Here is a 25,417-nt window from a genome sequence, read left to right on the forward strand (position 1 = left end):
GCGTTAAAAGAACAATAACACCTATTCAAAAAAATACATACTAAAAACTATAAAAAAGAATAACAATGAAACAGAATATAATGGATTTAATTTTTTTCAGGAATAAAACCCATGTTCTTGCGGCAGCGGCTTTGCTTACAGTAACTACTATTTCAGCCCAGACATTCTCCGATTTTACCTACCGTGGAAACGATAAAATATATAATGACAATCCTCTTAAACCGAATGAGTTCTATTCGCCTATTCTTCAGGGCTGTTATCCTGATCCCAGCATTACCAGAAAAGGGGAAGATTATTACCTGGTAAACTCTTCTTTCTCAATGTTTCCGGGCGTCCCGATTTTCACCTCTAAAGATTTGGTAAACTGGAAGCAGGTAGGACACGTTCTCGACAGACCTTCTCAGCTTAAGGTGGAAAAAGGTGGTGTTTCACAGGGGATTTATGCTCCCGATATAAAATACAATAAGCACAACGACACTTTTTATATGATCACAACCCAGATTGCCGGAGGTATTGGAAATATGGTCGTAAAAACCAAAGATCCTGCAAAAGGATGGAGTGAAGTTCAGAAATTGAATTTTGACGGTATTGATCCGGCTATTTTCTTTGATGATGATGGAAAAGCTTACATTGTTCATAACGATGCGCCACCAAAAGGAACCGAACAATACAATGGTCACCGCGTTATTAAAATGTGGGATTATGATCTGGAAAAAGACCAGGTTGTCGCAGGTTCAGACAGAATTATTGTAAACGGTGGAGTCGACCTTTCTCAAAAACCCATTTGGATTGAAGGTCCGCATTTGTACAAATACAAAGGAAAATATTACCTGATGTGTGCAGAAGGCGGAACCGGAGGCAACCATAGTGAAGTGATTTTTATGGCAGATTCTCCGAAAGGACCGTTTGTTCCCGCTAAAAATAATCCGATTCTTACGCAAAGATATTTTCCGAGAGACAGAAAGGAAAAAGTGGATTGGGCAGGTCACGCAGATTTGGTAGAAGGTCCTAACGCACAATGGTATGGCGTATTTTTAGCAATTCGTCCGAATGTCAACAACCGTGTTACCAAAGGCCGTGAAACTTTCATTCTTCCTGTAGACTGGAGCGGAACGTATCCTGTGTTTCAAAATGGCCTGGTTCCGATGAAACCCAAATTGAAAATGCCACAAGGCATTCAGAATCAAACCGGGCAAAACGGATTTTTCCCCAACGGAAACTTTACCTATAACGATAAATTAACGGATAAAAATCTCGATTTCCGATGGATTGCGATGCGCGGACCGCGTGAGAATTTCATTACTGCCACGAAAAATGGCGTAAAAGTGAATCCTATGGAGACTAATATCAAATCGTTGGCTCCGGTTTCGGCATTATTCCACAGATTGCAGCACGAAGATTTTGAAACTTCTGTAACCCTTGATTTCAAACCTAAATCAGGAAAAGAGCTGGCAGGAATTACCTGTTATCAAAGTGAAAGATTCAATTATGTTTTCGGAATCACGAAAAAAGATAAAGATTTTTACATCGTATTGGAAAGAACAGAAAAAGGACAATCAAAGCTGATCGCCAGCGAGAAGATTTCATTATCTAAACCGGTTAAACTACAGGTTGTTGCCGATAAAGATGAACATAGCTTTAATTATTCACTGGATGGCAAGAACTATAAAAATCTGGGCGGACCGGTTTCAGGAGATATTCTTTCTACTGATGTAGCGGGGGGCTTTACAGGAAGCCTTATCGGGTTGTATAGTACATTTTCCAATGATATTGTACCGAATTAAGTTAATATTAGCAATGTCACACTGAGCTTGTCGAAGTGTTTCCTTTTAAAATTGAAAAAGAGTAAAACCAAACATCACAGTACATTTTGAAAATCAAAAAATCTTATATAGTTTCTTTATTGGGATTTATCGGGCTGAATTTTATTTCAGCCCAGGTAAATCCTTCCGGAAAGCAGGGTACAGCATTTACAAATCCTATCATATGGGCAGATGCACCGGATTTATCCATTACCAGAAACGGAAATGATTTTTACCTGATCAGTACCACCATGCATTTAATGCCCGGAGCGCCGGTGATGCATTCCAGGGATCTGGTCCATTGGGAAATGTCAGGGTATGTTTTCGATACCTTAAATGACAACTCAAAATATGATTTATTAAACGGAACCGTTTACGGCAGAGGTCAATGGGCCTCTTCAATCCGCTACCATAAAGGGAAATACTACGTTTTATTCTCTCCGAATGATGAACCTTTCAAATCTTATTTCTATGTGACAGATCATCCTGAAAAAGGGAAATGGAAACTCATTACAAGAACACGGCATTTTCATGATGCCTCCCTGTTTTTCGATGATGATGACAGAATCTACGTTTTCACTTCCAATAAAGTTTTTGAACTGAGCCCCGATTTTAAAGAGGTCATCGGAAATCCGGATGGAACTGAGGTATTTCAGAAAGGTGCCTCGGAAACAGGACTTCTGGAAGGTAATCAGATCATCAAAAGAAACGGAAAGTATTATATGATGATGATTTCGTGGCCCAGAAATGAAAAACGCCGTCAGGTAGTCTACAGAGCAGATAAAGTGACAGGCCCTTACGAGAAAAAAGTAATCCTGGAAGATAATTTCTTAGGGTTTTCCTATGCAGGTCAGGGTGCTTTAATCGATGATAAAAACGGAAACTGGTATTCCCTTATTTTCCAGGACAGAAACGGAGTAGGACGTGTTCCGCTGCTGCTGCCTGTTCAATGGGAAAACGACTGGCCGGTGTTGGGAGATAATGGAAAAGTTCCTTTGAAAGGAGAAATTCCTCTTCCGCCATTCAAAGCAAAAAATCATCTGGTGGAAAGTGATGAGTTCTCTGATAAAAAAATGAAAATCCAGTGGCAGTGGAATCATAATCCGGTGAATGAAGCGTGGTCTCTATCCGAAAGAAAAGGCTTTATGAGACTTAAAACAAGCAGGGTAGTAGACAATCTGTACGCAGCACCCAATACTTTAACCCAGAGAATGGAAGGTCCCACTTCATCAGCAGTTGTGGCAATGGATCTTAAAGGAATGAAAGATGGTGATGTTGCAGGGTTCAGTGCTTTCAACGGCGATTCCGGGATCTTGTCAATTGCTATGGAAGGTAAAGAAAAATTCATTGTTTTTTCAACTAATGAAGTAAGTCTGGACAGCAAAATAAAAGCCATTACAGGGGTTAAAAAAGAAGAGAAAAAAAAGATTCCTCTCAATTCGGATACGGTTTTCCTTCGTATTGATACCGATTTTAACCTCGGGAAAGATCTTGCAGATTTTTATTACAGCACCGATCAGAAGAACTGGACGGAAATGGCAAAAGACTATAAAATGATCTTTGATTACCGTAGATTTTTTATGGGATCAAAATTTGCAGTTTTCAATTATGCCACTAAAAATACCGGAGGATTCGTAGATGTGGATTTTTTCAGAGTCAATAAAGCCGAGAATGAAAATAACAAAATTAGCCGGGAAAAGTTTGCTGTAAACAGATAAATAAAATAAGTATTCAGATGTTTAAACTTTATTAACCACAAAAGTCACAAAGGGTTTCATTCTAAAATACTTGAGCTCACTTAAGTAAGTTTAAAATGATTGTGTAGAAAAGTTCACATAAGATGAAAATCAAAGATTTTCCCAAAGCTTAGGTGTACTTATTACGCATAAGGTTTAGCTCTGAAAAGCTTAAGTGTTTAAAACTTTTGTGCCTTTTGTGGTTAAAAATAATCAATATAAAACTTTAAATAGCTTGCTATTATTTTTTTATCCGAAATAATAAGTGTTAAAACTACAAATAAAAAATCATGAATAAATCAGTTGTATTAGCAGTAGGTTTCATGTTGTCGGGAGTTTTTATTTCTGCACAGGCTTTTGAGAAAAAAGTACCGCAGGATTTTGATAGAGAAAAAAAAGAAATTCCACACGGAAAAATAGACACCATACAGTATTCGTCTGTGACGGTTGGAACTACACGTAAAGCCTTGGTATATACACCTCCGGGATTTAAAAAAGGCAATACATATCCTGTTTTATATCTGCTTCACGGCATTGGCGGAGATGAAAAAGAGTGGTTCCGAAACGGAACTCCGCAAATTATTTTAGATAACCTGTATGCCAAAGGAAAATTGAGTCCAATGATCGTTGTACTTCCCAACGGAAGGGCAATGAAAGACGACAGAGCAACAGGAGATATCATGGCAAAAGATAAAGTAGAGGCTTTTGCAACATTTGAAAAAGACCTGCTGAACGATCTGATTCCTTTTATTGAAAAAAAATATCCTGCTAAAAAAGACAGAAATGACAGAGCCATTGCCGGACTTTCTATGGGCGGCGGACAAACCCTGAATTTCGGATTGGGAAATATGGACAGGTTCGCCTGGGTAGGTGCTTTTTCAGCAGCTCCGAATACCAAAGAGCCTCAGCAGCTTCTCCCGGATCCATCCAAAGCTAAAGAATTAAAACTTCTCTGGATCTCATGCGGGGATCAGGACAGACTGATGCCTTTCAGCAAAAGAACGAGTGACTATCTTACAGAAAATAAGATTCCGCATATTTTTTATGTAGAGCCGGGCGGTCATGATTTCAAGGTATGGAAAAATGATCTGTATCTGTTTTCACAGCTGCTTTTCAAACCTGTAAAGCAGGAAGATATTAATCTAATGCTGAAGTCAGAATAAAATATCAGGTTAAAAGCTCTAATTCTGGTAAAAAAATAAATGACCATTGTAAATAAGCTTAAAATATTGAATATGAAAAATTTAAGTTTAATAATGATATTGGGATTTTTCCAAATCTGTTTCTCCCAGAATCCAATTATCCAGACCCGATTCACGGCCGATCCTGCACCGATGGTTTACAGAGACACGGTTTTTCTTTACACCAGTCATGATGAAGATGATGCATTTGGTTTTAAAATGAAAAACTGGCTGCTGTACACTTCTGTTGATATGGTCAATTGGACTGATCACGGAATAGTGGCTTCTTTAAAAGATTTCAAATGGACCGATCCTGAAAACGGGGCCTGGGCCCCTCAGGTGATTGAAAGAAACGGTAAGTTTTATATGTACTGCCCGATGCCGGGACAAAGAGGAATCGGGGTTTTAGTGGCTGACAGTCCGTATGGCCCGTTCAAAGATCCGATAGGAAAACCTTTGGTTAAAAATTCAAGTGATGATATAGACCCAACTGTTATGATTGACGACGATGGCCAGGCTTATCTTTATTGGGGGAACCCTAATCTTTGGTATGTAAAGCTGAATGAAGATATGATTTCCGTAAATGGAGATATCGTAAAAGATCCTTCAATAGCTAAAGTGAAAGGTTCGCCGGACCCGTTTCATTATCAGGAAGGACCCTGGGTTTGGAAAAGAAATAACCATTATTATCTGGCTTATGCCTCTACTTGTTGTCCGGAAGGGATGGGCTATGCGATGAGCAAATCCGCAACCGGTCCCTGGGAATTTAAGGGAATGATTATGGACAGTGACAGGCGTTCTAACGGAAACCATCCGGGAATTATTGATTATAAAGGGAAAACTTATGTTTTCGGATTCAATTATAATATAGGAAAGCAGACTATGAGTAAGCATTATGAACGCCGTTCGGTCTGCGTAAGTGAAATGAAATATAATGCTGACGGGACCATTCAGAAGCTGCCTTTCTGGAATCCTGAGGGTGTAAAAAGAATCACTACCCTCAATCCTTACAATAAGGTAGAGGCAGAAACCATTGCATTCAGCAAAGGTCTGAAAATCGAGAAACTAACCGAATGGGAAAGAAACAATCCTTATGATACAGGAAAAAAAATTACTGACCGTATAGTAGTTTCGTCCATTAATAATGGTGATTATATTAAAGTGCAAGGAGTGGATTTTTCCCAAGGAACCCAATCTATAGAGGTTTCAGTGGCAGCATTATATGGTGGTAATATAGAAGTTCGTACCGATGCGCCTGACGGACCGGCTTTAGGAATTGTAAAAGTAACAGGAAAAGGAGAAGGTGACATTTTCAAAACCATTCAGACACCCGTGAAAGCAATCATAGGCATTCATGATCTTTATTTTGTATTCCGAGGTGATAGCGACCTTTTCTATTTTGACTGGTGGAAGTTTAAGAACTAGAGATATTCTGACACATGGTGTTGCTTACTATAAATTAAGACCGTTACAATAACATGATATAATTATGATTCAGCAAAAATTAAAATATATTACAGTATTATTTCTATTGGCAGGCTGGGATATTTCTGCCCAGAACTCTATTATTCAGACCAATTATACTGCAGACCCGGCACCGATGGTTTACAATGACAGGCTGTACGTGTATACCACACACGATGAAGACGATTCCACCTGGTTTACCATGAACGACTGGAAAGTATATTCCACGAATGATATGGTCAACTGGACAGATCACGGAACAATCCTCTCGTATAAAGATTTCGACTGGGCAAAACGCGATGCCTGGGCTGCACAATGCATAGAAAGGAACGGAAAGTTTTTTATGTATGTTCCGATGTGGTCAAAAACCAATAACAAAGGCGCGATCGGTGTTGCTGTTGGCGACAGTCCGTTTGGGCCTTTTCATGATCCGCTGGGAAAACCTCTTGTTCAGAGCGAATGGGGAGATATTGATCCCACCGTTTTTGTGGATGATGACGGACAGGCAAACATGTACTGGGGAAATCCTAAATTAAAATACGTAAAGCTGAATGAAGATATGATCTCCTATTCCGGGAATATTGTAGAAGTCCCGATGACAGAAGAATCATTTGGAAAAAGAGATGGAAAGCCCAATCCGGAAAGACCAACAAAATATGAAGAAGGCCCGTGGCTGTACAAAAGAAAAAGCCTGTATTATCTTTTCTGGCCGGGTGGTCCGCTTCCTGAATTCATAGGATATTCTACCGCCAAAACAGCACAGGGACCGTGGAAATATGGAGGAATTGTAATGCCTGCTGAAGGGAAGTCATTTACCAATCATCCCGGTGTTATTGATTTCCGGGGGAAAACGTATTTCTTTTATCACAATGGAGCATTGCCGGGCGGAAGCGGATTTACAAGATCGGTAAGCCTGGAAGAACTTACTTTCAATAAAGACGGTTCTATTTCACCTTTTAAAATGACCAACGGAACTACAAAAGCTATTGCAGCAGTTAATCCGTATGCATTCAATCAGGCAGAAATGATTGCATGGTCGGAAAATGTAAAATCCTATCAGAATAAAGAGGCTGGTGTTTTCATCAAAGCAAAGAAAAATGGAGCTTTTACCAGTGTGAAAAATGTGGATTTCCGGGAAAAAGGAGTAAATGCTTTTTCCGCAAGAGTGGGAACTACCCATAACAGTGACGTAACAATGAGCGTTCATTTGGATGCTGTGGACGGTCCGGCTGTGGCAACGGTAAAAGTTCCACTGACCGGTGGGGATGACCGCTGGGAAACCGTAAAAGTTCAGCTTACTGAAAAGATTACCGGTATTCATGATCTGTACTTTGTATTCAATGGAAAAGCCTCGACAGATATTATGTATTTCGATTACTGGACCTTTCTTGAAAATAATTAATTATGAGAAAAAAAGTTTTATATATCGTATTCAGCCTGTTCCTGATCAGCAAAAGCTTTGCGCAGGTAGCAGAAATTTCAAGCCCTGATGGGCATCTGAAGCTTCATGTTTTTTCAGAAGATGGGAAAGCCTTCTATGATGTTATCCTTCAGGGAAAAATAATGCTTGAAAAATCCCCGTTAGGCTTAGTCACCAATGAGTCCGATTTCTCAAAGAATATGAAGTTTGTGAACAGCAAAAAAGATATCGTTTCTAAGAAATATACGAACGGAAAAATCAAAAAATATGAGATTGATTACAAAGCCAATACTTTATCGGCTAATTTCATCAATGCAGACCAGCATCAGATAAGCATCGAATTTCAGGTGAGTAACAACAATATTGCTTTCCGCTACCATGTGCCACCGATGAAAGAACGGCTGAGTGTTGTGGTACAGTCAGAAACCACAGGGTACAGATTTCCGTCACAGACGACTACTTTTCTTTCACCTATGATGAAGCCGATGACGGGATTTGCCCGCACAGCGCCAAGTTATGAAAGTGGTTATAAAGCTGATGCTGAGCTGGGAATACCATCTGATTACGGATACGTTTTCCCTGGTCTTTTCCATATCGGAAATGAAGGCTGGGTATTACTTTCCGAGACAGGAGTGAACAGTACGTATTGTGCTTCACACCTTGAAACCACAGCAGAAAAAAGCCTTTACAAAGTAGCATATCCGAATATTGCTGAAAATAACGGTTTCGGAAGTACCGGAGCAGCTGTTTCCCTTCCCGGAAAAACACCGTGGAGAACAATTACAGTGGGCAGTTCTTTGAAACCCATCGTGGAGACCACGATTCCTTTTGATGTGGTAGAGCCGATGTATGAGCCTTCACAGGAGTATCAGTTCGGAAAATCTACCTGGAGCTGGATTCTGTGGCAGGATAACAGTATGAACTATGATGATCAGGTGAAATTCATAAACCTTGCTGCTGCGCTGAATTATCAGTTTATTCTTATGGATGCGCTTTGGGATAAAAATATAGGTAAAGACCGCATGAAAGAGCTTGTTCAATATGCAAAATCTAAAAATGTCGGGGTATTGCTTTGGTACAATTCCAACGGTGCTGCGAATGATGCACCGATGGGACCTAGAAACAAAATGAATTCATCCGTTGAACGGAAAAAAGAAATGAAATGGCTGAAAGAAGCAGGCGTAAAAGGACTGAAAGTGGATTTCTTCGGAGGAGACAAACAGGAAACCATGCGTCTTTACGAAGATATTCTGTCGGATGCCAATGATTTTGGATTAACCATTATTTTTCATGGAGCCACCGTACCGAGAGGCTGGGAAGTAATGTACCCGAATTATGCTGGAAGTGAGGCCGTTCTTGCCTCAGAAATGCTCTATTTCTCAGAAGATGTACGGAAACAAGAAGCTTTTTTTGCCACGCTTCATCCTTTCATCAGAAATACAGTGGGCAGTATGGAGTTTGGCGGGACTTTCCTCAACAAATATTTAACGAAATCCAACAGGGATAAAAATAAAAGACATACTACGGACGGCTTTCAGCTGGCTACGGCAATACTGTTTCAGAATCCCGTTCAGATGTTTGGGATCATGCCGAATAACCTGACCGATGCTCCGGAATTTCAGCTCAGCTTTATGAAAGAAGTTCCGACACTCTGGGATGAAACAGTTTTCATAGACGGTTATCCTGGGAAATATGCCGTGGTTGCGAGAAGACATGCGGATAAATGGTATTTGGCAGGCGTAAATGCCGAGAAGCAATCCCGGAAACTGAAAATAAAACTGCCGATGTTCGCCGGGAAAAACCTGAAACTTATCAATGATGATGCAAAAGGAAATACATCAGAGAAAGAAGTAAAAGTGAGTGCAAAAGGTGATTTTACGATTGAAATTCAGCCGCAGGGTGGTTTTGTACTGAAAAATTAAAGAAGTAAACCTTACAGGTTTTTAAAACCTGTAAGGTTTGAATTGGTAAAAAGACTACAAAGCTTTTGAAAATTAAAAAGAATTGATTATGAATTATTTAAAAATATTTTTTCTTGCTGTATTGTTTGGGTTTTGTTTAGAAATTCATGCTGCAGAACCGTTCATCAACACTGAGAAAACTCCTGAAAATATTGTTTTAAAAGAAAAAGCATTCAATCTTTCGATCTTTGCTAACTCAGGAACAGATCAGGGGATTATGAGGGCTGTAAAAAATCTGCAGACAGACTTTCAGAAAGTAACAGGAGAACAGCCGGTTATTCTTAACCAGATTTCAGGAATGCAGTCTCCTTTAATTATAATCGGAACTGTAGGGACAAAATCCGTCATTGATGATCTTATAAGACAAAAAAAGATTGATGGAAAAGCATTAATAGGGAAAAAGGAAAAGTATATCATTCAGAACATCAGCAATCCTTTTCCGGGCGTTTCTGAAGCCATTGTGATTGCAGGAAGCGATAAAAGGGGAACGATTTACGGAATTTATGAGATGTCTCAGCAGATAGGTGTTTCACCATGGTATTATTGGGCAGATGTTCCGGTTGAGAAAAAAGATAATCTATACTTTAAAAAAGGAATGTATACCGATGGTGAGCCTGCTGTAGAATACCGGGGAATCTTTCTTAACGATGAGGAACCTTCACTCGGAGGATGGGCCAGGGCAACATTTGGCGGGGTAAACAGTAAATTTTACGAAAAAGTTTTTGAGCTGATCCTGCGCCTTAAAGGAAATTACATCTGGCCGGCGATGTGGGGAAAAGCATTTTATGACGATGATCCTCTGAGCGGGCCACTGGCCAATGAAATGGGTATTGTCATGGGAACTTCCCACCATGAGCCTATGGCTTTGGCACAAACCGACTGGCACAGGTATATCAAAAAAAATAGCCTCCCGAATGTCTGGGATTACGCTAAAAATGTGGAAGTTCTACAGAAATTCTGGAAATCCGGACTCGAAAGAAGCAAAAACTGGGAAAAACTCGTTACCGTAGGTATGCGTGGTGATGGCGACGAGGCAATGGGAGAGGGAACCAATATTTCCCTGCTCGAGAAAATTGTAAAAGACCAGCGCAAAATCATTGCAGACGTTACCGGAAAGAAAGCGGAGAAAACGCCTCAGGTCTGGGCATTGTATAAAGAAGTTCAGGATTACTATGATAAAGGAATGCGTGTTCCGGATGATGTGATCCTGCTGTTCTGTGATGATAACTGGGGGAATGTTAGAAAGCTTCCGGACCTTTCAAAACCTTTGCATAAAGGGGGCTATGGAATCTATTACCATTTCGATTATGTGGGCGGACCAAGAAACTCCAAGTGGATCAACATCAGTCCCATCCAGAGAGTCTGGGAACAGATGAATCTTTCCTATGAACACAAGGTAGACAAGCTTTGGATCGTTAATGTGGGAGACTTAAAACCCATGGAGTTTCCGATCAGCTTTTTTCTGGAAATGGCCTGGGATCCAAAACAGTTTAATGCTAAAAATCTTTTCGAATATACGGAGAAATGGGCAGCTCAGCAGTTCGGTGAAAAGCATGCCAAAGAAATTGCGGGAATGATTAATCTGTATGCCAAATACAACAGAAGAGTAACTCCTGAAACCCTTGACAGCAAAACGTACAGCCTTGAAAATTACCATGAATTTGAAACGGTTTTAAACGATTACAGAGCATTGGCCGTAGAAGCTTTACGTTTAAAAGAGCAGATTCCAGCAGAATATCAGGATGCTTATTATCAGCTGGTTTTGTATCCTATCGATGCATGCAGCAATTTGTATGAAATGTACTATGCGGTAGCAAAAAACAGGGAACTGGCAGCTCAATATGACTTAAAAGCAAATTATTACGCTGATAAGGTAAAAGAGTGTTTTGAGAGAAATGCTTATCTGGACAATCAATATAATAATGTGATCGCCGGAGGAAAATGGAAACATATGATGGATCAGATGAGGATAGGCTACAAAAGCTGGGCGGATGGAAAAGAAAATATAATGCCCGAAGTCACCTATATTTCTGAAGCTGAAGCTTCCAAAGAAAAAGTATTTCAGGAAAAAAACGGCTACGTGTCCATTGAAGCGGAAAATTTTGCAAGAATGCAAGGATCGGATAGAATCCGTTGGGAAGTGATTCCTGATTTCGGAAAAACAAAATCCGGGGTGACCACATTTCCGCAGAATGCCTACCCAAAAGCTGATGAAAACATCTGGCTGGAATATGATATCAATTTTGAATCAAAAGGGGAGTTTGAAGTCCAGTTATTATTAGCTCCGACTTTAAATTTTAATCATAATAAAGGACTCCGCTACGAAATTTCTTTTGATAATGAAACTCCGCAAATTGTCAACTTCAATGGCCATTACAAAGGAGAATTGGGAAGATGGCAGTCCGAACATATTATTAAATCCGTTACAAAACATTCGGTTCAGCAGGCTGGAAAACATACGTTACGTTTCAGAGTGCTGGAACCCGGTATTGTCCTGGAAAAACTCCTGATCAACACCGGAGGTTTAAAACCTTCTTACCTGGGCGCTCCCGAAAGCGAAATGTTTCACTGAATGACCCAATACCCATCACAAACAACACTTTAATTATGAAACACTCATCTTAATTCACATTCCAATCTGAAATACAGTTCCCTCACAGAGAATGAAAAAACAGCGGATGATTTTGTAAGCAACTTTATTGAACAGATCGCCGCCTGATATCATTCAGGGTATTTTCCTGATAGTTTTTGAAAATCAACTGTCTTGATGGGGATTTATTGCCCTTACTTTAATTGTTTTCAATCAAAATCACGACTATCTAAAACTAAACCATTATGAAAAAAATTTTAAGTCTTGTAACCATTCATTCTATAGCTCTGTTTTGCAGTCTGATGCTGCATGGACAGCTTACTACCGTAAAAATTGATAAGAATATTCCTTATCAGAAAATAAAAGGATTCGGAGGATTTGTCTGCAGTCCCCAGTTTGCCTATAATCACATGTCTACATCAGAGATTCAGAATCTTTGGGGAGCTTCCAGCGAAGGCGGGTATAACATAATGAGATTGTATATTCCCGAAAACAGCAGCAACTGGAGTTCTGTACTGGCTACAGCACAGCTCGCCAAATCTATGGGACTTACCATTTTTGCTTCTCCGTGGACAATGCCTGCAGCCTGGAAAACCAATAACCATGTTAATGCAGTGTATACTGATGCCAACGGAGTACAGCAGATCGGATATTTAAAGCCGGAAAATTACCAGGATTATGCCCTTTATCTTAACAGCTTTGTAACCTATCTCCAGAACAACGGAGTAGAGCTTGATTATATCTCCATCCAGAATGAACCGGATGAAATGGCTCAGTATCAGGGATGTATCTGGACGCCGGCCCAAATTGCCACATTTGTTAAAAATTATGGACAACTCATCAACTGTAAAGTCATTGCCCCGGAAAGTGTAGGATTTACAGATAATTTTGCCAGTGCTTTGCTGGATCCTTCGGCAATGGCTAATTTTGAAGTATACGGAGGACATCAGTACGGGCTCATCCAGTCTACGTACAAGCAATTCCAGAATTATAACAAAGAAATCTGGCAGACAGAATACCTGATCAACTGGAACTCTTCATCCACCCAGCCGGCACGTGATTTCAGCTGGAATACAGATGCATTTACTTTTGCCAGCAGTGTCAACAATGCACTATTAGGTAATATCAATGCATGGATCCATTACTCTGCCAAACGTTATTACGGATTAATGGGTGACGGAACTTACGGAACTACCGCAGGTGTAATGACCAAAAGAGGCTACATCCTTTCTCATTATGCCAAATACACAACTGGAAAAACGAGAATAGAAGCAAAATGGGATGACAAAACCGGTGTTTTACAAGGCTCTTCCTATATTTCCCAGGATGGGAATCAGGTTGTTCTTATGGTCATCAATCCTTCTCAGAACTCCTATAGCTTGAAGGTTGACCTGCCTTTTTACACGACTTCAGGAACAAAAGTACTGACCAATACACAATCCAATATGGTGAGTACACCTCTTTCTTTAAGTACGGCAACGTTCCGGCCTACTGCTGATATCAGCCCTTCCAGTGTCATGACTTTTGTTTTCAATAAAAGCGGTGACAGACCTGCTTCTCTCATGACGGGCGGCGATATTCATTATAATAAAATGGAAACACAAACTCCCACCAGTACAGCTTTTGGGACAGGATTCAATATCAGCAACACAACGGTGACGTTCTCTAATCCAAGCCCTCTTATCAGTAATAATATGACTGCGGCTAACGGATATCTTCAGCTTAATGACAGGTACAATAAACTGGTCCTGCATGTAAACAGCTATACAACGGCAGGACAAAGCTATTCGGACAATACAACTTTATATTATATCAACAGCCAGGGCGTGACGAAATCGTATAATTACGGAAAGATTAATTTTCCACAGGGAGGAAATTTCGATATCACATTCGATATTTCAAGACAGGTTCTGACAGACGGCTGCAAAGGAATCCTGGGATTGAGAAATTCCAATTACAGCTCTGTGCTGACTCTTAATCTGGGAGATGTTTATTTCAATGTGGGTAATGAAATTGCTTCCAAATTCGGAGGAACCTATTCTGCAAGCGACAGCTATCTGATGGATGCGCTGGAAAACGGCTACTACACTTCCGTAGACTTCAGAAATGCAGCAGGAATTACTTCCTCCAATAACTGGCAGCCTATGAGTGCCAATGCCAACAGTATCTATTATGTGAATTCGAATGTAAGCTCATCTGCCAATAATGTGATTTCAGGCACAACTTGTTCAAATCTTGTCCTTTCCGGCCAGGGTAAGGATTTTCAGGTGCCGTTTAACTTCACAGCCAATACAGCTTCTTACAGCCGTACATTTAATGGTTATGACGTACTGATTTTACCATTCCAGGCTAATATTCCATCCGGAGTTACTGCTTATATGATGTCACCCGGAGCAAGCAATATCAGCTGTACCGCCATCTCCAACGGAATCATTCCTGCAAATACTCCGGTAATCATCAATGCAACAGGAAATATTACTTTCAACGGCTCAGGAAATGTTTCCACACCCAAAGCAATCACCGTCAACCAGATGAACGGAGTCTATCAAAGCATCAAAGTTCCGGCCAATGCCTATGTGCTGAAAACAGAGAACGGAGTAACAGGCTTCTATAAAATAATTGCCGGAAATGAACCTGTAATAGGATCTTTCAAAGCATATCTTACAGAAGAAAACGCCTATTCAGCCAACGTTCTTCCTTTAAACTTTGGAATGTTAAGCACCAGCAATATTTCTGTTGGAGTTAAAAAAGAAGGCGTGAAAATATATCCTAATCCAGTAAAAGCAGACCTTTTCATTGATTCTGATTTGTCAGAAGCAGCTGCTACCATTTTTGATGCAAAAGGAAGCGTTATCAGATCCGGATTGAAAATACATTCAGGGAAAAACCATATGAATGTGGCAGATTTCCCGACTGGTGTTTACTTTATTGAGGTTACTCAAAAAAGTAATACAGTGGTAAAACAAAAATTTATCAAAGAGTAAATTGAATCCTAAGCCATCATGAGCATTGCTTTGGTGGCTTTATTTCCACAATTTAGTAGATGAAAACCAAAAGTAAGTAGGATTTACCATTAATTTAAGTGTGTTATTTACATTTATTTAAAATAGAACGTTATATTTGTTTTTCATTGCATTGTTGCTGAATAATACTGGCAATTTGTATAAAATAAGAATGAAAACATAATTATCCGTAAAAATCTGTAAAATCAGTGGGTTGAAAATCATTAATCACAAAATCAACAATCATTTTTCGGACTTTATTGAAACCATACTACCTATGAAAAGAATTGTATTAATCCTATGTGCAACACTGGCAGCCCCTTTATTTTTTGGCCAGAGCCATTATAAATACCCATTCAGAAACCCGGATCTTCCGGTTAATGAAAGAATAGAGAACCTTCTTACTTTACTGACCACAGAAGAAAAGATAGGAATGATGATGGATAACTCCCAGGCCGTTCCCCGTCTGGAAATTCCCGCCTACGGATGGTGGAATGAAGCACTTCACGGAGTTGCCAGAGCAGGAACAGCTACTGTTTTCCCTCAGGCGATCGGTATGGCAGCCACATGGGATGTTCCGGAGCATTTTAAAACCTTTGAAATGATCTCTGATGAAGCACGGGCAAAATACAACAGATCTTTTGATGAAGCTCTAAAAACAGGACGATACGAAGGACTGACCTTCTGGACACCCAATATCAATATTTTCCGTGACCCAAGATGGGGAAGAGGCCAGGAAACCTATGGCGAAGACCCTTATCTGACCTCTGTTCTGGGTGTTGCAGCCGTAAAAGGTTTACAGGGAAACGACCCAAAATATTTTAAAACCCACGCTTGTGCCAAACATTTTGCGGTACACAGCGGTCCGGAATGGAACCGCCATTCCTACAATGCAGAAATTTCAAAAAGAGATCTGTATGAGACCTATCTGCCAGCTTTTAAAGCATTGGTTCAGGAAGGTAATGTAAGAGAAGTAATGTGTGCTTATAATGCTTTTGACGGACAGCCATGTTGTGCAAACAATACTTTGCTTACTGAAATTCTCCGTGGAAAATGGAAGTATGACGGAATGGTGGTCTCAGACTGCTGGGCACTGGCCGATTTCTTTCAGAAAAAGTACCACGGAACCCATCCTGACGAAAAAACAACCGCAGCAGATGCCCTGAAACATTCCACGGATCTGGAATGCGGAGATACCTATAACAACCTGAACAAATCTCTGGCAAGTGGACTGATTACCGAAAAGGATATCGATGCATCGATGCGCAGGATCCTGAAAGGCTGGTTTGAATTGGGAATGCTTGATCCGAAATCTTCCGTTCACTGGAATACCATTCCGTATTCAGTAGTGGATTCTGAGGAACATAAAAAACAGGCATTGAAAATGGCACAAAAATCAATTGTGCTGATGAAAAACGAAAAGAATATTCTGCCTCTCAACAGGAATATTAAAAAAATTGCCGTTGTAGGACCAAATGCTGATGACGGATTGATGCAGTTAGGAAACTATAACGGAACTCCTTCTTCCATTGTAACGATTTTAGACGGAATCAAAACCAAATTTCCAAATACTGAAATTATCTACGAAAAAGGAAGCGAAGTAACAGATCCTTCATCCAGAACGTCACTCTATCAGAATTTTGTCAGTCAGAAAAACGGCGTGAAAGGAATGAAAGTAGCGTTTTTTAATAATAATGAATTCAAAGGCCAGCCGGCAAACATCTCAGTGAATTCTACTGCAATCAGCTACAACAGTTTTGGAGGAACCCAGCTGGCACCCAATGTAGGAAGAGAAAATACCTCAGCGATCATTTCAGGCGTTTTCAAAAGTACTTATACAGGAGATGTTATATTTTCTGCGTCTACCTCTGATATCTATACACTTTTCGTAGACGGAAAAGAAATTGCAACAAGAAAAGGACCTGACGCAAGACATCCTTCAGAGTTTCCTGTAAAAATGGAAAAAGGAAAAGAATACCAGATAGAACTGCGTCATACACAAAAAGGAAAATATGTGAGCATCACCTTTGAAGTCTACAGAAAAGACCCTGTTAATTTTGCTTCGGTGAGAGAAAAGGTGAAAAGTGCAGACGTCATTGTCTTTGCAGGCGGACTTTCTCCAAGCCTGGAGGGTGAAGAGATGATGGTGAATGCAGAAGGCTTCAGAGGAGGTGACAAAACTTCGATTGCCCTTCCTAAAGTCCAGAGGGACCTTTTGGCGGAGCTTAGAAAAACCGGCAAACCTGTTGTTTTTGTTCTTTGCACCGGAAGCGCTCTGGGATTGGAACAGGATGAGAAAAATTATGACGCCCTGTTGAACGCCTGGTATGGCGGACAATCCGGAGGAACTGCTGTAGCAGATGTTTTGGCAGGTGATTATAATCCTTCCGGAAAATTACCCATTACCTTTTATAAAAGTATAGAGCAGCTTGATAATTCCCTTTCAAGGACAAGCAAACACCAGGGATTTGAAAATTATGATATGCAGGGGAGAACCTACCGCTATATGATGGAAAAACCTCTTTATCCATTCGGGCATGGCCTGAGCTATTCAAAATTTGTTTACGGAGATTCAAAACTGAGCAAAAATACGATCAGGACCAACGAAAATGTGACCATCACAATTCCTGTGGCCAATGTTTCAGAAAGGGATGGCGAAGAAGTCGTTCAGGTCTATATTAAAAGAAATAATGATATCCAGGCGCCGGTAAAAACATTAAGAGCTTTTAAAAGGACTTTAATCAGATCTAAAGAAACAAAAAATATTCAGCTCACCCTCTCTAAAGATTCATTTGCGTTCTACGATGAAAAAACAGATGATCTGGTTTCAAAACCCGGCGACTATACCATTTTTTATGGCGGAACTTCTGATGATGCAGGATTGAAAAGCATACCGTTAACAGTAAAATAAAAATTGATTCAGGACAAATTGAGATCATTGCAATGATGCTGTAATTTTCAAAATATACGATCTATGACCACAAAAAATAAAATATTTTCCATCGCGATTTCCCTCAGTGCCGCTTTCTTTTCGGCTCAGAATAATACAGTCCGTACTTTTAATCTTGATCTGAAAGAAAGCCCAGCACCTGTTAAAATACAGTCCACCATGTACGGAATTTTCTTTGAAGACATCAATTTTGCAGCAGACGGAGGAATATACGCTGAACTGATTAAAAACCGCAGCTTTGAATTTGACGAACCTTTCACAGGCTGGAAGCAGCCCAATACAAAAACACTTTCTCCTAACCTTGATTCCGGGTTTCTGACCATTTATTCCGATCATACCAAAACCAATAAAAATTATGCGAGAATTACCGTTCTCAATGATAAAAATTATCTTCTGGAAAATGAAGGACTCAGAGGAATAGGCCTTCATCAGGGAGAACAATATGATTTCAGTTTTGATCTGGAGAATGTTTCAGGAAATATTGCAGCGGTAAATGCAAGTCTTATTGATGAAAACGGTAAGGAGATTTCTTCAGTTTCCACACTCATAAAAGAAAAGGGATGGCAGAGATATGCAACAGTTCTCAAATCACCACAAACTGTAGAAAAAGCAAAACTGCGGATCACATTTACCGGAAACGGTATTGTGAACATGGATATGATCTCCCTCTTCCCTCAAAATACATGGAAAGGCAGAAAAGGCGGATTACGAAAAGATCTCGTTCAGAAACTGTATGATTTACAGCCCGGATTTTTGAGGTTTCCGGGAGGATGTATTGTAGAAGGAAGAACGCTGGCAGAACGATATCAGTGGAAAAAAACAATAGGAAATGTGGAAGACCGTGAATACCTTATCAATAAATGGAGTACAGGATTTCCACATCGTCTTACACCGGATTACGGACAGTCTTTCGGTCTGGGATTTTATGAATATTTCCAGCTTTCCGAAGATCTGGGCGCAGAACCTGTTCCTATTCTGAGCTGTGGAATGGCATGCCAGTTCAATACCGCAGAGCTGGTGAAAATGGAAGACCTTGATCCTTACGTTCAGGATGCCCTGGATCTGATTGAATTTGCCAACGGGGATTCTGGAACAAAATGGGGTAAAATCCGCACTGAAATGGAACATCCAAAGCCTTTTAATTTAAAATTTATCGGAGTGGGAAATGAACAGTGGGGAGCGGATTATATCGAACGTTATAAAGTGTTTGAAAAAGCCATTCACACAAAATATCCTGACATTAAGATTATTTCCGGGAGCGGACCATCACCTGACGGCGAGTTCTTCGAATATGGCTGGAAAGAGTTGAAGCAGCTTAATGCACAGATTGTAGATGAACATTATTACAACTCTCCCGACTGGTTTATGAAAAATGCAGGCAGATACGATCAGTATGACCGTTCCGGACCTAAAGTCTTTGCCGGAGAATATGCTGCCCAATCAGTAGGAGTAGTAAAACCTGATAATAAAAATAGCTGGCTGACGGCCCTTTCAGAAGCCGCTTTTATGACCGGTCTTGAAAGAAATGCAGACGTTGTCTATATGACTTCTTATGCACCGCTTTTTGCCCATGCTGACGGCTGGCAGTGGACGCCTGACCTCATCTGGTTCAATAATCTGAAATCCTACGCCACTCCCAATTATTATGTTCAGAAATTATTCTCCAACAATAAAGGAACGGATGTGCTGAAAATAGGAAGCAATGGAAAAGCGGTATCCGGCCAGGAGAAGTTATATGCTACAGCAGTAAAGGATGCAAAAACTCATGAGATTATTATTAAAATGGTCAATACTGATACTCAGGCTAAAACGGTACATATCAACCCCGGAACTCTGAAAATCGGTAAAAAAGTAACCAAAATTCTTCTGTCTGCCCCACAGCTTTCCAGTGAAAATAATTTCGATGCTGAACCCATACAACCTAAAGAAGAGATTTCTGAAGTCAAAAAAGGTGAAATTTCAACAGAAATTCCTGCCAATTCTTTAGTTGTTTTAAAGGTGAAAGTAATTTAATAATCTGTTTTATAGTATGTTATAAAAAATAAGTGTGTTTTTTACATTTATTTAAAATAGAATCTTATATTTGTTTTTATCTCATCAGGAGAATTTAAAATCTCAATCATCAAAAACGTTTCACCGCCATGAAAAAATATGTTATCGGGCTGGACTATGGTACAGATTCCGTACGGGCTGTCCTTATTGATACTGAAAACGGTTCCGAAATAACTTCTTCAGTCAGCTACTACCAGAGATGGAAGGAAGGTAAATTTTGTAATCCCTCAGCCAACAGTTTCAGACAGCATCCTTCAGATCATATGGAAGGATTGGAAAAGACTATTTCAGAAGTAGTACGGGAAAGCAGGATACCACCGGAGCAGATCGTTAGTATTTGTATTGATACTACAGGCTCTTCACCACTGCCTGTAACAAGTGAAGGCGTAGCCCTGGCAATGGTTCCGGGATTTGAAGAAAATCCCAATGCCATGATGGTTTTATGGAAAGACCATACCGCTATCCGGGAAGCCGAAGAAATCAATACCCTTGCAAGAACCTGGGGTGGTGAAGATTATACAAAATATGAAGGCGGTATTTACTCTTCAGAATGGTTCTGGGCTAAAATACTGCATATCAGCAGAGCAGATGCAGCAGTAAAAAATGCTGCGTACACCTGGATGGAACACTGTGATTATCTGACCTTTCTTTTATCAGATCATAAAGATCTGGCTACCTTTAAAAGAAGCCGTTGTGCTGCCGGCCACAAAGCCATGTGGCATGACTCATGGGACGGACTGCCTTCCGAAGAATTTCTCAACAGGCTCGACCCTTCTCTGGGAGCGCTCAGAGGAAGATTATACCGTGAAACCTATACTTCAGATGAAATTGCAGGCTATCTGAATGAAGAATGGGCCGCAAAAACCGGTCTTACCACCAAAACGATTATTACCGTAGGAACTTTTGATGCTCATTCAGGAGCCGTGGGAGCAAGGGTGGAAGAAAATACACTGATCAGGATCATGGGAACTTCTACCTGTGATATTATGGTAGCCTCACGGGAAGCCATTGGGGATACAACCGTAAAAGGAATCTGCGGACAGGTTGATGGCTCTGTGATTCCCGGACTGATAGGGCTTGAAGCCGGGCAGTCCGCCTTTGGAGATGTGCTGGCATGGTATAAAGATATCCTGATGTGGCCGGTTCACCAGGTGATGATGCAGTCGGAAAGTATTTCAGATGAGCAGAAGACAAAGCTTGCAGAAGAAATGGAGGCAGGACTTATCAGAAAATTGACCCTTGAAGCAGAAAAAATTCCCCTTTCAGATACCGTTCCGATTGCATTGGACTGGATCAACGGAAGAAGAACACCGGATGCAGACCAGGAACTTAAGGCAGCCATCAGCCAGCTTTCTTTGGGAACAAAAGCTCCCCATATTTTCAAAGCTTTGGTCAATGCTATTTGCTTTGGAGCTAAAAAGATCGTTGACCGTTTTGAAGAGGAAGGTGTGAAAATCAATAAAGTGATCGGAATCGGAGGAGTAGCAAGGAAATCGCCGTTTATCATGCAGACCCTCGCTAATGTTCTGGATATGCCGATTGTTGTGGCTGCTTCGGACCAGACTCCTGCTTTAGGGGCTGCTGTTTATGCGGCCGTGTCAGCAGGAATTTATCCGACCGTTCAGGAAGCAAGCCAGAAAATGGGCTCCGGATTTGAAGCGGAATACCAGCCGAAAGCGGAAGAAGTACAGCACTACAGAGAACTAATGCAGCAATACCAGAAGCTTGCTGATTTTGTAGAATATAATACCAAACTGAAAAACAACAGGAAAGAACTTCAGAACTCCTGATTATTGAATATTAACCTTTTGAATGATACTCAAAATGAATACCTATAAAGAACTCCAAAGAGAATGTTATGAAGCCAATATGCAGCTTGATGCCCTGAAGCTGGTGGTCTATACCTTTGGGAATGTAAGCGCTGTGGACCGCGATAAGGGCATTTTTGCCATTAAACCAAGCGGTGTTCCCTATGATATTTTAAAGCCGGAAGATATGGTGATTTTGGACTTTGACGCGAATGTCATTGAAGGAAAGCTCAGACCTTCTTCTGACACCAAAACCCATGCATACCTCTATAAAAACTGGGAAAATATCGGTGGAATTTCACACACTCATGCCATCTATTCCGTGGCGTGGGCACAGGCACAAATGGATATTCCTGTTTTCGGAACCACCCATGCAGATCATCTTACGACAGATATTCCCTGCGCTCCGCCTATGCGGGATGAGCTGATTGAAGGAAACTACGAATACAATACAGGAATACAGATTCTGGATTGTTTTAAAGAAAAAAAACTCTCACCCGAAGAAGTAGAAATGGTTCTGATCGGCAATCACGGTCCGTTTACCTGGGGGAAAAATGCAGAGAAGGCAGTTTACAACAGTAAAGTACTGGAGACCATTGCCGAAATGGCGTATCTCACCAGACAGATTAATCCTGATGCAGAACGTCTGAAAGACTCACTCATCAAAAAACATTATGAACGTAAACACGGCAGGAATGCCTATTACGGACAGTAATTTAAACACTAAACACTTCAACATAAACAACTATTAACGATCAACAAAATTATGTTAACACCTCTCAATACCAAAGAAGTCTGGTTCATCACAGGAAGTCAGCATTTATACGGACCTGAAACACTGGCTCAGGTAGCAGACCACTCACAAAAAATGGTGGCAGAACTTGAAAAATCTTCTTTCATTCCGGTAAAAGTCATTGTAAAGCCAACGGTAAAAACCACCGAAGAGATATTTGAAACCATTGCAGCCGCCAATCATGCAGAAAACTGTATAGGGGTGATTACCTGGATGCATACCTTTTCACCCGCTAAAATGTGGATCAGAGGATTGAAAATTTTACAGAAACCTCTTCTGCATCTGCATACCCAGTTCAACAGAGATATTCCGTGGTCTACCATGGACATGGATTTTATGAATCTCAATCAGGCCGCTCATGGAGACCGTGAATTCGGTTTTATGGTAAGCAGGCTCCGAAAGAACAGAAAAGTAGTGGTAGGGCACTGGTCAGAAGAAAGAGTTCAGAAACAGATCGGTGACTGGAGCCGTGTTGCTGCCGGATGGGACGACTGGCAGGGAGCTAAATTTGCACGCTTCGGAGATAATATGCGATTTGTAGCCGTTACAGATGGTGATAAAGTGGAAGCTGAAACACAGTTCGGTTTTTCAGTGAATACCTGGGGGATCGGTGATCTTGTAGGAGTTATCAATTCTGTAAGTGAAGGAGAAATAAAAAGCCTGATGGAAGAATATGAATCTTCTTACCATATGGCAGCATCCCTGTTGGAAGGAGGAGCTAACAGAAGTTCACTGCACACTGCGGCAAAAATTGAATTAGGGCTTGAAAAGTTTTTAAAAGACGGAGGATTTAAAGGATTTTCAGATACCTTTGAAGACCTTCACGGGCTGGAACAGCTGCCGGGAATTGCAGTACAGCGCCTGATGCAGAAAGGATACGGATTTGCAGGCGAAGGAGACTGGAAAACCGCGGCATTGGTACGTGCCATGAAAACAATGGGGCAGGGCCTTGAGGGGGGAAATGCCTTTATGGAAGATTACACCTATCATCTGGATCCTTCCAATCCTTCCATTTTAGGTTCTCACATGCTGGAAGTAGATCCTGTTCTGGCAGCCGGGAAACCTTCATGTGAGATTCATCCGTTGGGAATAGGAGGGAAAGCAGATCCCGTTCGTCTTGTTTTTAACTCCAGAGGAAATATTGATTCCCTGAACGCTGCCCTGATGGACTTTGGAAACCATTTCAGGCTGCTGATCAACAAAACCAGGGCATTAGAAATTACAGAAGAACTGCCAAAGCTTCCGGTAGCAAGAGTTTTATGGAAGCCGCTGCCTGATTTATATACCGCTGCAGAAGCCTGGATACTGGCAGGTGGTGCACATCATACATGTTACAGTGAAAATATTTCGGCAGAACAGCTGGAAGATTTTGCTGACATAGCAGGAATTGAATCATTAGTCATTGATGAAGATACCAGAATGCGTGACTTTAAAAATACACTTCGTTGGAATGAAATGTATTATCGTTAGTTAATTGTAAAAAATATGTAAATAATTATGAAAAAAGCAACACATAATGGCATTTTTATTTTATTATTTTTAATTATTTTCGGCTGCAAAAAAGAAAATAATAAACAGGATATTTCAGGAAAAATGGAACATGTTCAAACATCAGACTACGGAGTTACGCCAAAAGGCGATTCTATTAAAAAATACGCTTTAGCCAATAAAAACGGGATGAAAGTTGAGGTCATCAACTTCGGCGGAATTATCACTTCTTTAACTGCCCCAGACAGAAATGGGAAATACGAGGATGTAGTCCTTGGCTTTACAAAACCTGAAGGATATTTTGAGGGCAATCCTTACTATTTCGGTGCTTTGATCGGAAGGTATGGCAACAGAATTGCCAACGCGAAATTCTCGCTGGAAGGTAAAACATATGAAATTAATAAAAATGACGGTCCCAACAGCCTTCACGGAGGAAAAGAAGGATTTCATACCAGGTTCTGGAATATTGAGCAGGTAAAAGATGCAAAATTTCCGACATTGAAATTATCTTATACCAGTGCAGACGGTGAAGAAGGATATCCGGGAAAACTGACAACAACTGTTTTCTACACCCTTACAGATGATAATGCTTTGGAAATTTCCTATGAAGCAGAAACCGATAAGCCCACAGTGGTGAATCTTACCCAGCATTCTTATTTTAACCTTTCCGGGAATTTTACAAAAACGATTACAGACCATGAACTGCAGATCAATGCAGATAAGTTTTTACCTGTAAATGAAACTCTGATTCCTACCGGCGAGCAGAAATCAGTAAAAGGAACTCCCTTTGATTTCACGGTTTCAAAACCGATCGGAAAAGATATCGGTGCAGACGATGATCAGCTGAAAAAAGGAAAAGGATATGACCATAACTGGATTTTGAATGGAAAAGGACTAAGAAGTATCGCTAAAGTGTATCACCAGGGAACAGGAAGACTGATGGAGGTCTTCACAGATGAACCCGGTGTGCAGTTTTACTCCGGAAATTTTCTTGACGGAAAGTTCGATACCAAAACCGGTGGTAAAAATGAATTCAGAACGGGATTCTGCTTAGAAACACAACATTTCCCGGATTCACCCAACCAGCCTTCTTTTCCTTCCACAGAGCTGAAGCCCGGACAGAAATACAAGTCTAAAACAATCTATAAATTCTCCGTTAAAAAGTAAACT

14 protein-coding genes are annotated in these 25,417 nt (G+C 40.6%); all 14 read left to right on the forward strand.

What is annotated here, in order from left to right; translation table 11 throughout:
• Window positions 1-65: 65 nt before the first annotated feature.
• The 14 genes from ACP3T3_RS02705 (at window position 66) to ACP3T3_RS02770 (ending at window position 25,414) form a co-directional block, all read left to right on the forward strand.
• The gene (locus ACP3T3_RS02705) at window positions 66-1,784 is read left to right on the forward strand and encodes a glycoside hydrolase family 43 protein (protein WP_426478394.1); all 1,719 of its coding nucleotides are present in this window, start codon (window positions 66-68) and stop codon (window positions 1,782-1,784) included.
• Window positions 1,785-1,870: 86 nt separating this feature from the next.
• Complete coding sequence (locus tag ACP3T3_RS02710) at window positions 1,871-3,520, forward strand: glycoside hydrolase family 43 protein (protein WP_426478395.1); 1,650 nt, start codon at window positions 1,871-1,873, stop codon at window positions 3,518-3,520.
• A 308-nt stretch (window positions 3,521-3,828) separates the two neighbouring features.
• Complete coding sequence (locus ACP3T3_RS02715) at window positions 3,829-4,701, forward strand: alpha/beta hydrolase (protein WP_426478396.1); 873 nt, start codon at window positions 3,829-3,831, stop codon at window positions 4,699-4,701.
• 72 nt (window positions 4,702-4,773) lie between these two features.
• On the forward strand, window positions 4,774-6,144 hold the full coding sequence (locus tag ACP3T3_RS02720) for a glycoside hydrolase family 43 protein (RefSeq protein ID WP_426478397.1): 1,371 nt from the start codon (window positions 4,774-4,776) through the stop codon (window positions 6,142-6,144).
• A 64-nt stretch (window positions 6,145-6,208) separates the two neighbouring features.
• Window positions 6,209-7,585 (forward strand): glycoside hydrolase family 43 protein, encoded by a 1,377-nt coding sequence (locus tag ACP3T3_RS02725; RefSeq protein ID WP_426478398.1) that lies wholly within the window; start codon window positions 6,209-6,211, stop codon window positions 7,583-7,585.
• A 2-nt stretch (window positions 7,586-7,587) separates the two neighbouring features.
• Complete coding sequence (locus ACP3T3_RS02730) at window positions 7,588-9,525, forward strand: glycoside hydrolase family 97 catalytic domain-containing protein (RefSeq protein ID WP_426478399.1); 1,938 nt, start codon at window positions 7,588-7,590, stop codon at window positions 9,523-9,525.
• An 88-nt stretch (window positions 9,526-9,613) separates the two neighbouring features.
• Window positions 9,614-12,136 (forward strand): glycosyl hydrolase 115 family protein, encoded by a 2,523-nt coding sequence (locus tag ACP3T3_RS02735; RefSeq protein WP_426478400.1) that lies wholly within the window; start codon window positions 9,614-9,616, stop codon window positions 12,134-12,136.
• A 263-nt stretch (window positions 12,137-12,399) separates the two neighbouring features.
• Window positions 12,400-15,138 carry a T9SS type A sorting domain-containing protein gene (locus tag ACP3T3_RS02740; protein ID WP_426478401.1) on the forward strand — a complete coding sequence of 913 codons (2,739 nt, stop codon included), beginning with the start codon at window positions 12,400-12,402 and terminating at the stop codon, window positions 15,136-15,138.
• A gap of 295 nt (window positions 15,139-15,433) precedes the next feature.
• On the forward strand, window positions 15,434-18,067 hold the full coding sequence (locus tag ACP3T3_RS02745; protein ID WP_426478402.1) for a beta-glucosidase H: 2,634 nt from the start codon (window positions 15,434-15,436) through the stop codon (window positions 18,065-18,067).
• A gap of 63 nt (window positions 18,068-18,130) precedes the next feature.
• Window positions 18,131-20,119, forward strand: a complete 1,989-nt coding sequence (locus ACP3T3_RS02750; RefSeq protein ID WP_426478403.1) for an alpha-L-arabinofuranosidase C-terminal domain-containing protein — start codon at window positions 18,131-18,133, stop codon at window positions 20,117-20,119.
• A 128-nt stretch (window positions 20,120-20,247) separates the two neighbouring features.
• Window positions 20,248-21,948 carry a ribulokinase gene (locus tag ACP3T3_RS02755; protein ID WP_426478404.1) on the forward strand — a complete coding sequence of 567 codons (1,701 nt, stop codon included), beginning with the start codon at window positions 20,248-20,250 and terminating at the stop codon, window positions 21,946-21,948.
• A gap of 34 nt (window positions 21,949-21,982) precedes the next feature.
• Complete coding sequence (locus ACP3T3_RS02760; RefSeq protein ID WP_426478405.1) at window positions 21,983-22,681, forward strand: L-ribulose-5-phosphate 4-epimerase; 699 nt, start codon at window positions 21,983-21,985, stop codon at window positions 22,679-22,681.
• A gap of 51 nt (window positions 22,682-22,732) precedes the next feature.
• Window positions 22,733-24,229: an L-arabinose isomerase gene (araA, locus tag ACP3T3_RS02765; RefSeq protein WP_426478406.1), complete on the forward strand. Its 1,497-nt coding sequence runs from the start codon at window positions 22,733-22,735 to the stop codon at window positions 24,227-24,229.
• 27 nt (window positions 24,230-24,256) lie between these two features.
• A complete protein-coding gene (locus tag ACP3T3_RS02770) occupies window positions 24,257-25,414 on the forward strand; it encodes an aldose epimerase family protein (protein WP_426478407.1) in 1,158 nt (385 codons plus the stop codon).
• The last annotated feature ends 3 nt before the right edge of the window (window positions 25,415-25,417 follow it).

This window comes from Chryseobacterium sp. CBSDS_008 (assembly GCF_049959325.1).
In the GTDB taxonomy this organism is placed as follows: Bacteria; Bacteroidota; Bacteroidia; order Flavobacteriales; family Weeksellaceae; genus Chryseobacterium.

Coding starts and splice junctions, on each gene's coding strand:
- ACP3T3_RS02745 (WP_426478402.1), top strand. CDS start 15,434: ATGAAAAGAATTGTATTAATCCTATGTGCAACACTGGCAGCCCCTTTA.
- ACP3T3_RS02715 (WP_426478396.1), top strand. CDS start 3,829: ATGAATAAATCAGTTGTATTAGCAGTAGGTTTCATGTTGTCGGGAGTT.
- ACP3T3_RS02755 (WP_426478404.1), top strand. CDS start 20,248: ATGAAAAAATATGTTATCGGGCTGGACTATGGTACAGATTCCGTACGG.
- ACP3T3_RS02730 (WP_426478399.1), top strand. CDS start 7,588: ATGAGAAAAAAAGTTTTATATATCGTATTCAGCCTGTTCCTGATCAGC.
- ACP3T3_RS02750 (WP_426478403.1), top strand. CDS start 18,131: ATGACCACAAAAAATAAAATATTTTCCATCGCGATTTCCCTCAGTGCC.
- araA (WP_426478406.1), top strand. CDS start 22,733: ATGTTAACACCTCTCAATACCAAAGAAGTCTGGTTCATCACAGGAAGT.
- ACP3T3_RS02760 (WP_426478405.1), top strand. CDS start 21,983: ATGAATACCTATAAAGAACTCCAAAGAGAATGTTATGAAGCCAATATG.
- ACP3T3_RS02770 (WP_426478407.1), top strand. CDS start 24,257: ATGAAAAAAGCAACACATAATGGCATTTTTATTTTATTATTTTTAATT.
- ACP3T3_RS02725 (WP_426478398.1), top strand. CDS start 6,209: ATGATTCAGCAAAAATTAAAATATATTACAGTATTATTTCTATTGGCA.
- ACP3T3_RS02735 (WP_426478400.1), top strand. CDS start 9,614: ATGAATTATTTAAAAATATTTTTTCTTGCTGTATTGTTTGGGTTTTGT.
- ACP3T3_RS02705 (WP_426478394.1), top strand. CDS start 66: ATGAAACAGAATATAATGGATTTAATTTTTTTCAGGAATAAAACCCAT.
- ACP3T3_RS02740 (WP_426478401.1), top strand. CDS start 12,400: ATGAAAAAAATTTTAAGTCTTGTAACCATTCATTCTATAGCTCTGTTT.
- ACP3T3_RS02720 (WP_426478397.1), top strand. CDS start 4,774: ATGAAAAATTTAAGTTTAATAATGATATTGGGATTTTTCCAAATCTGT.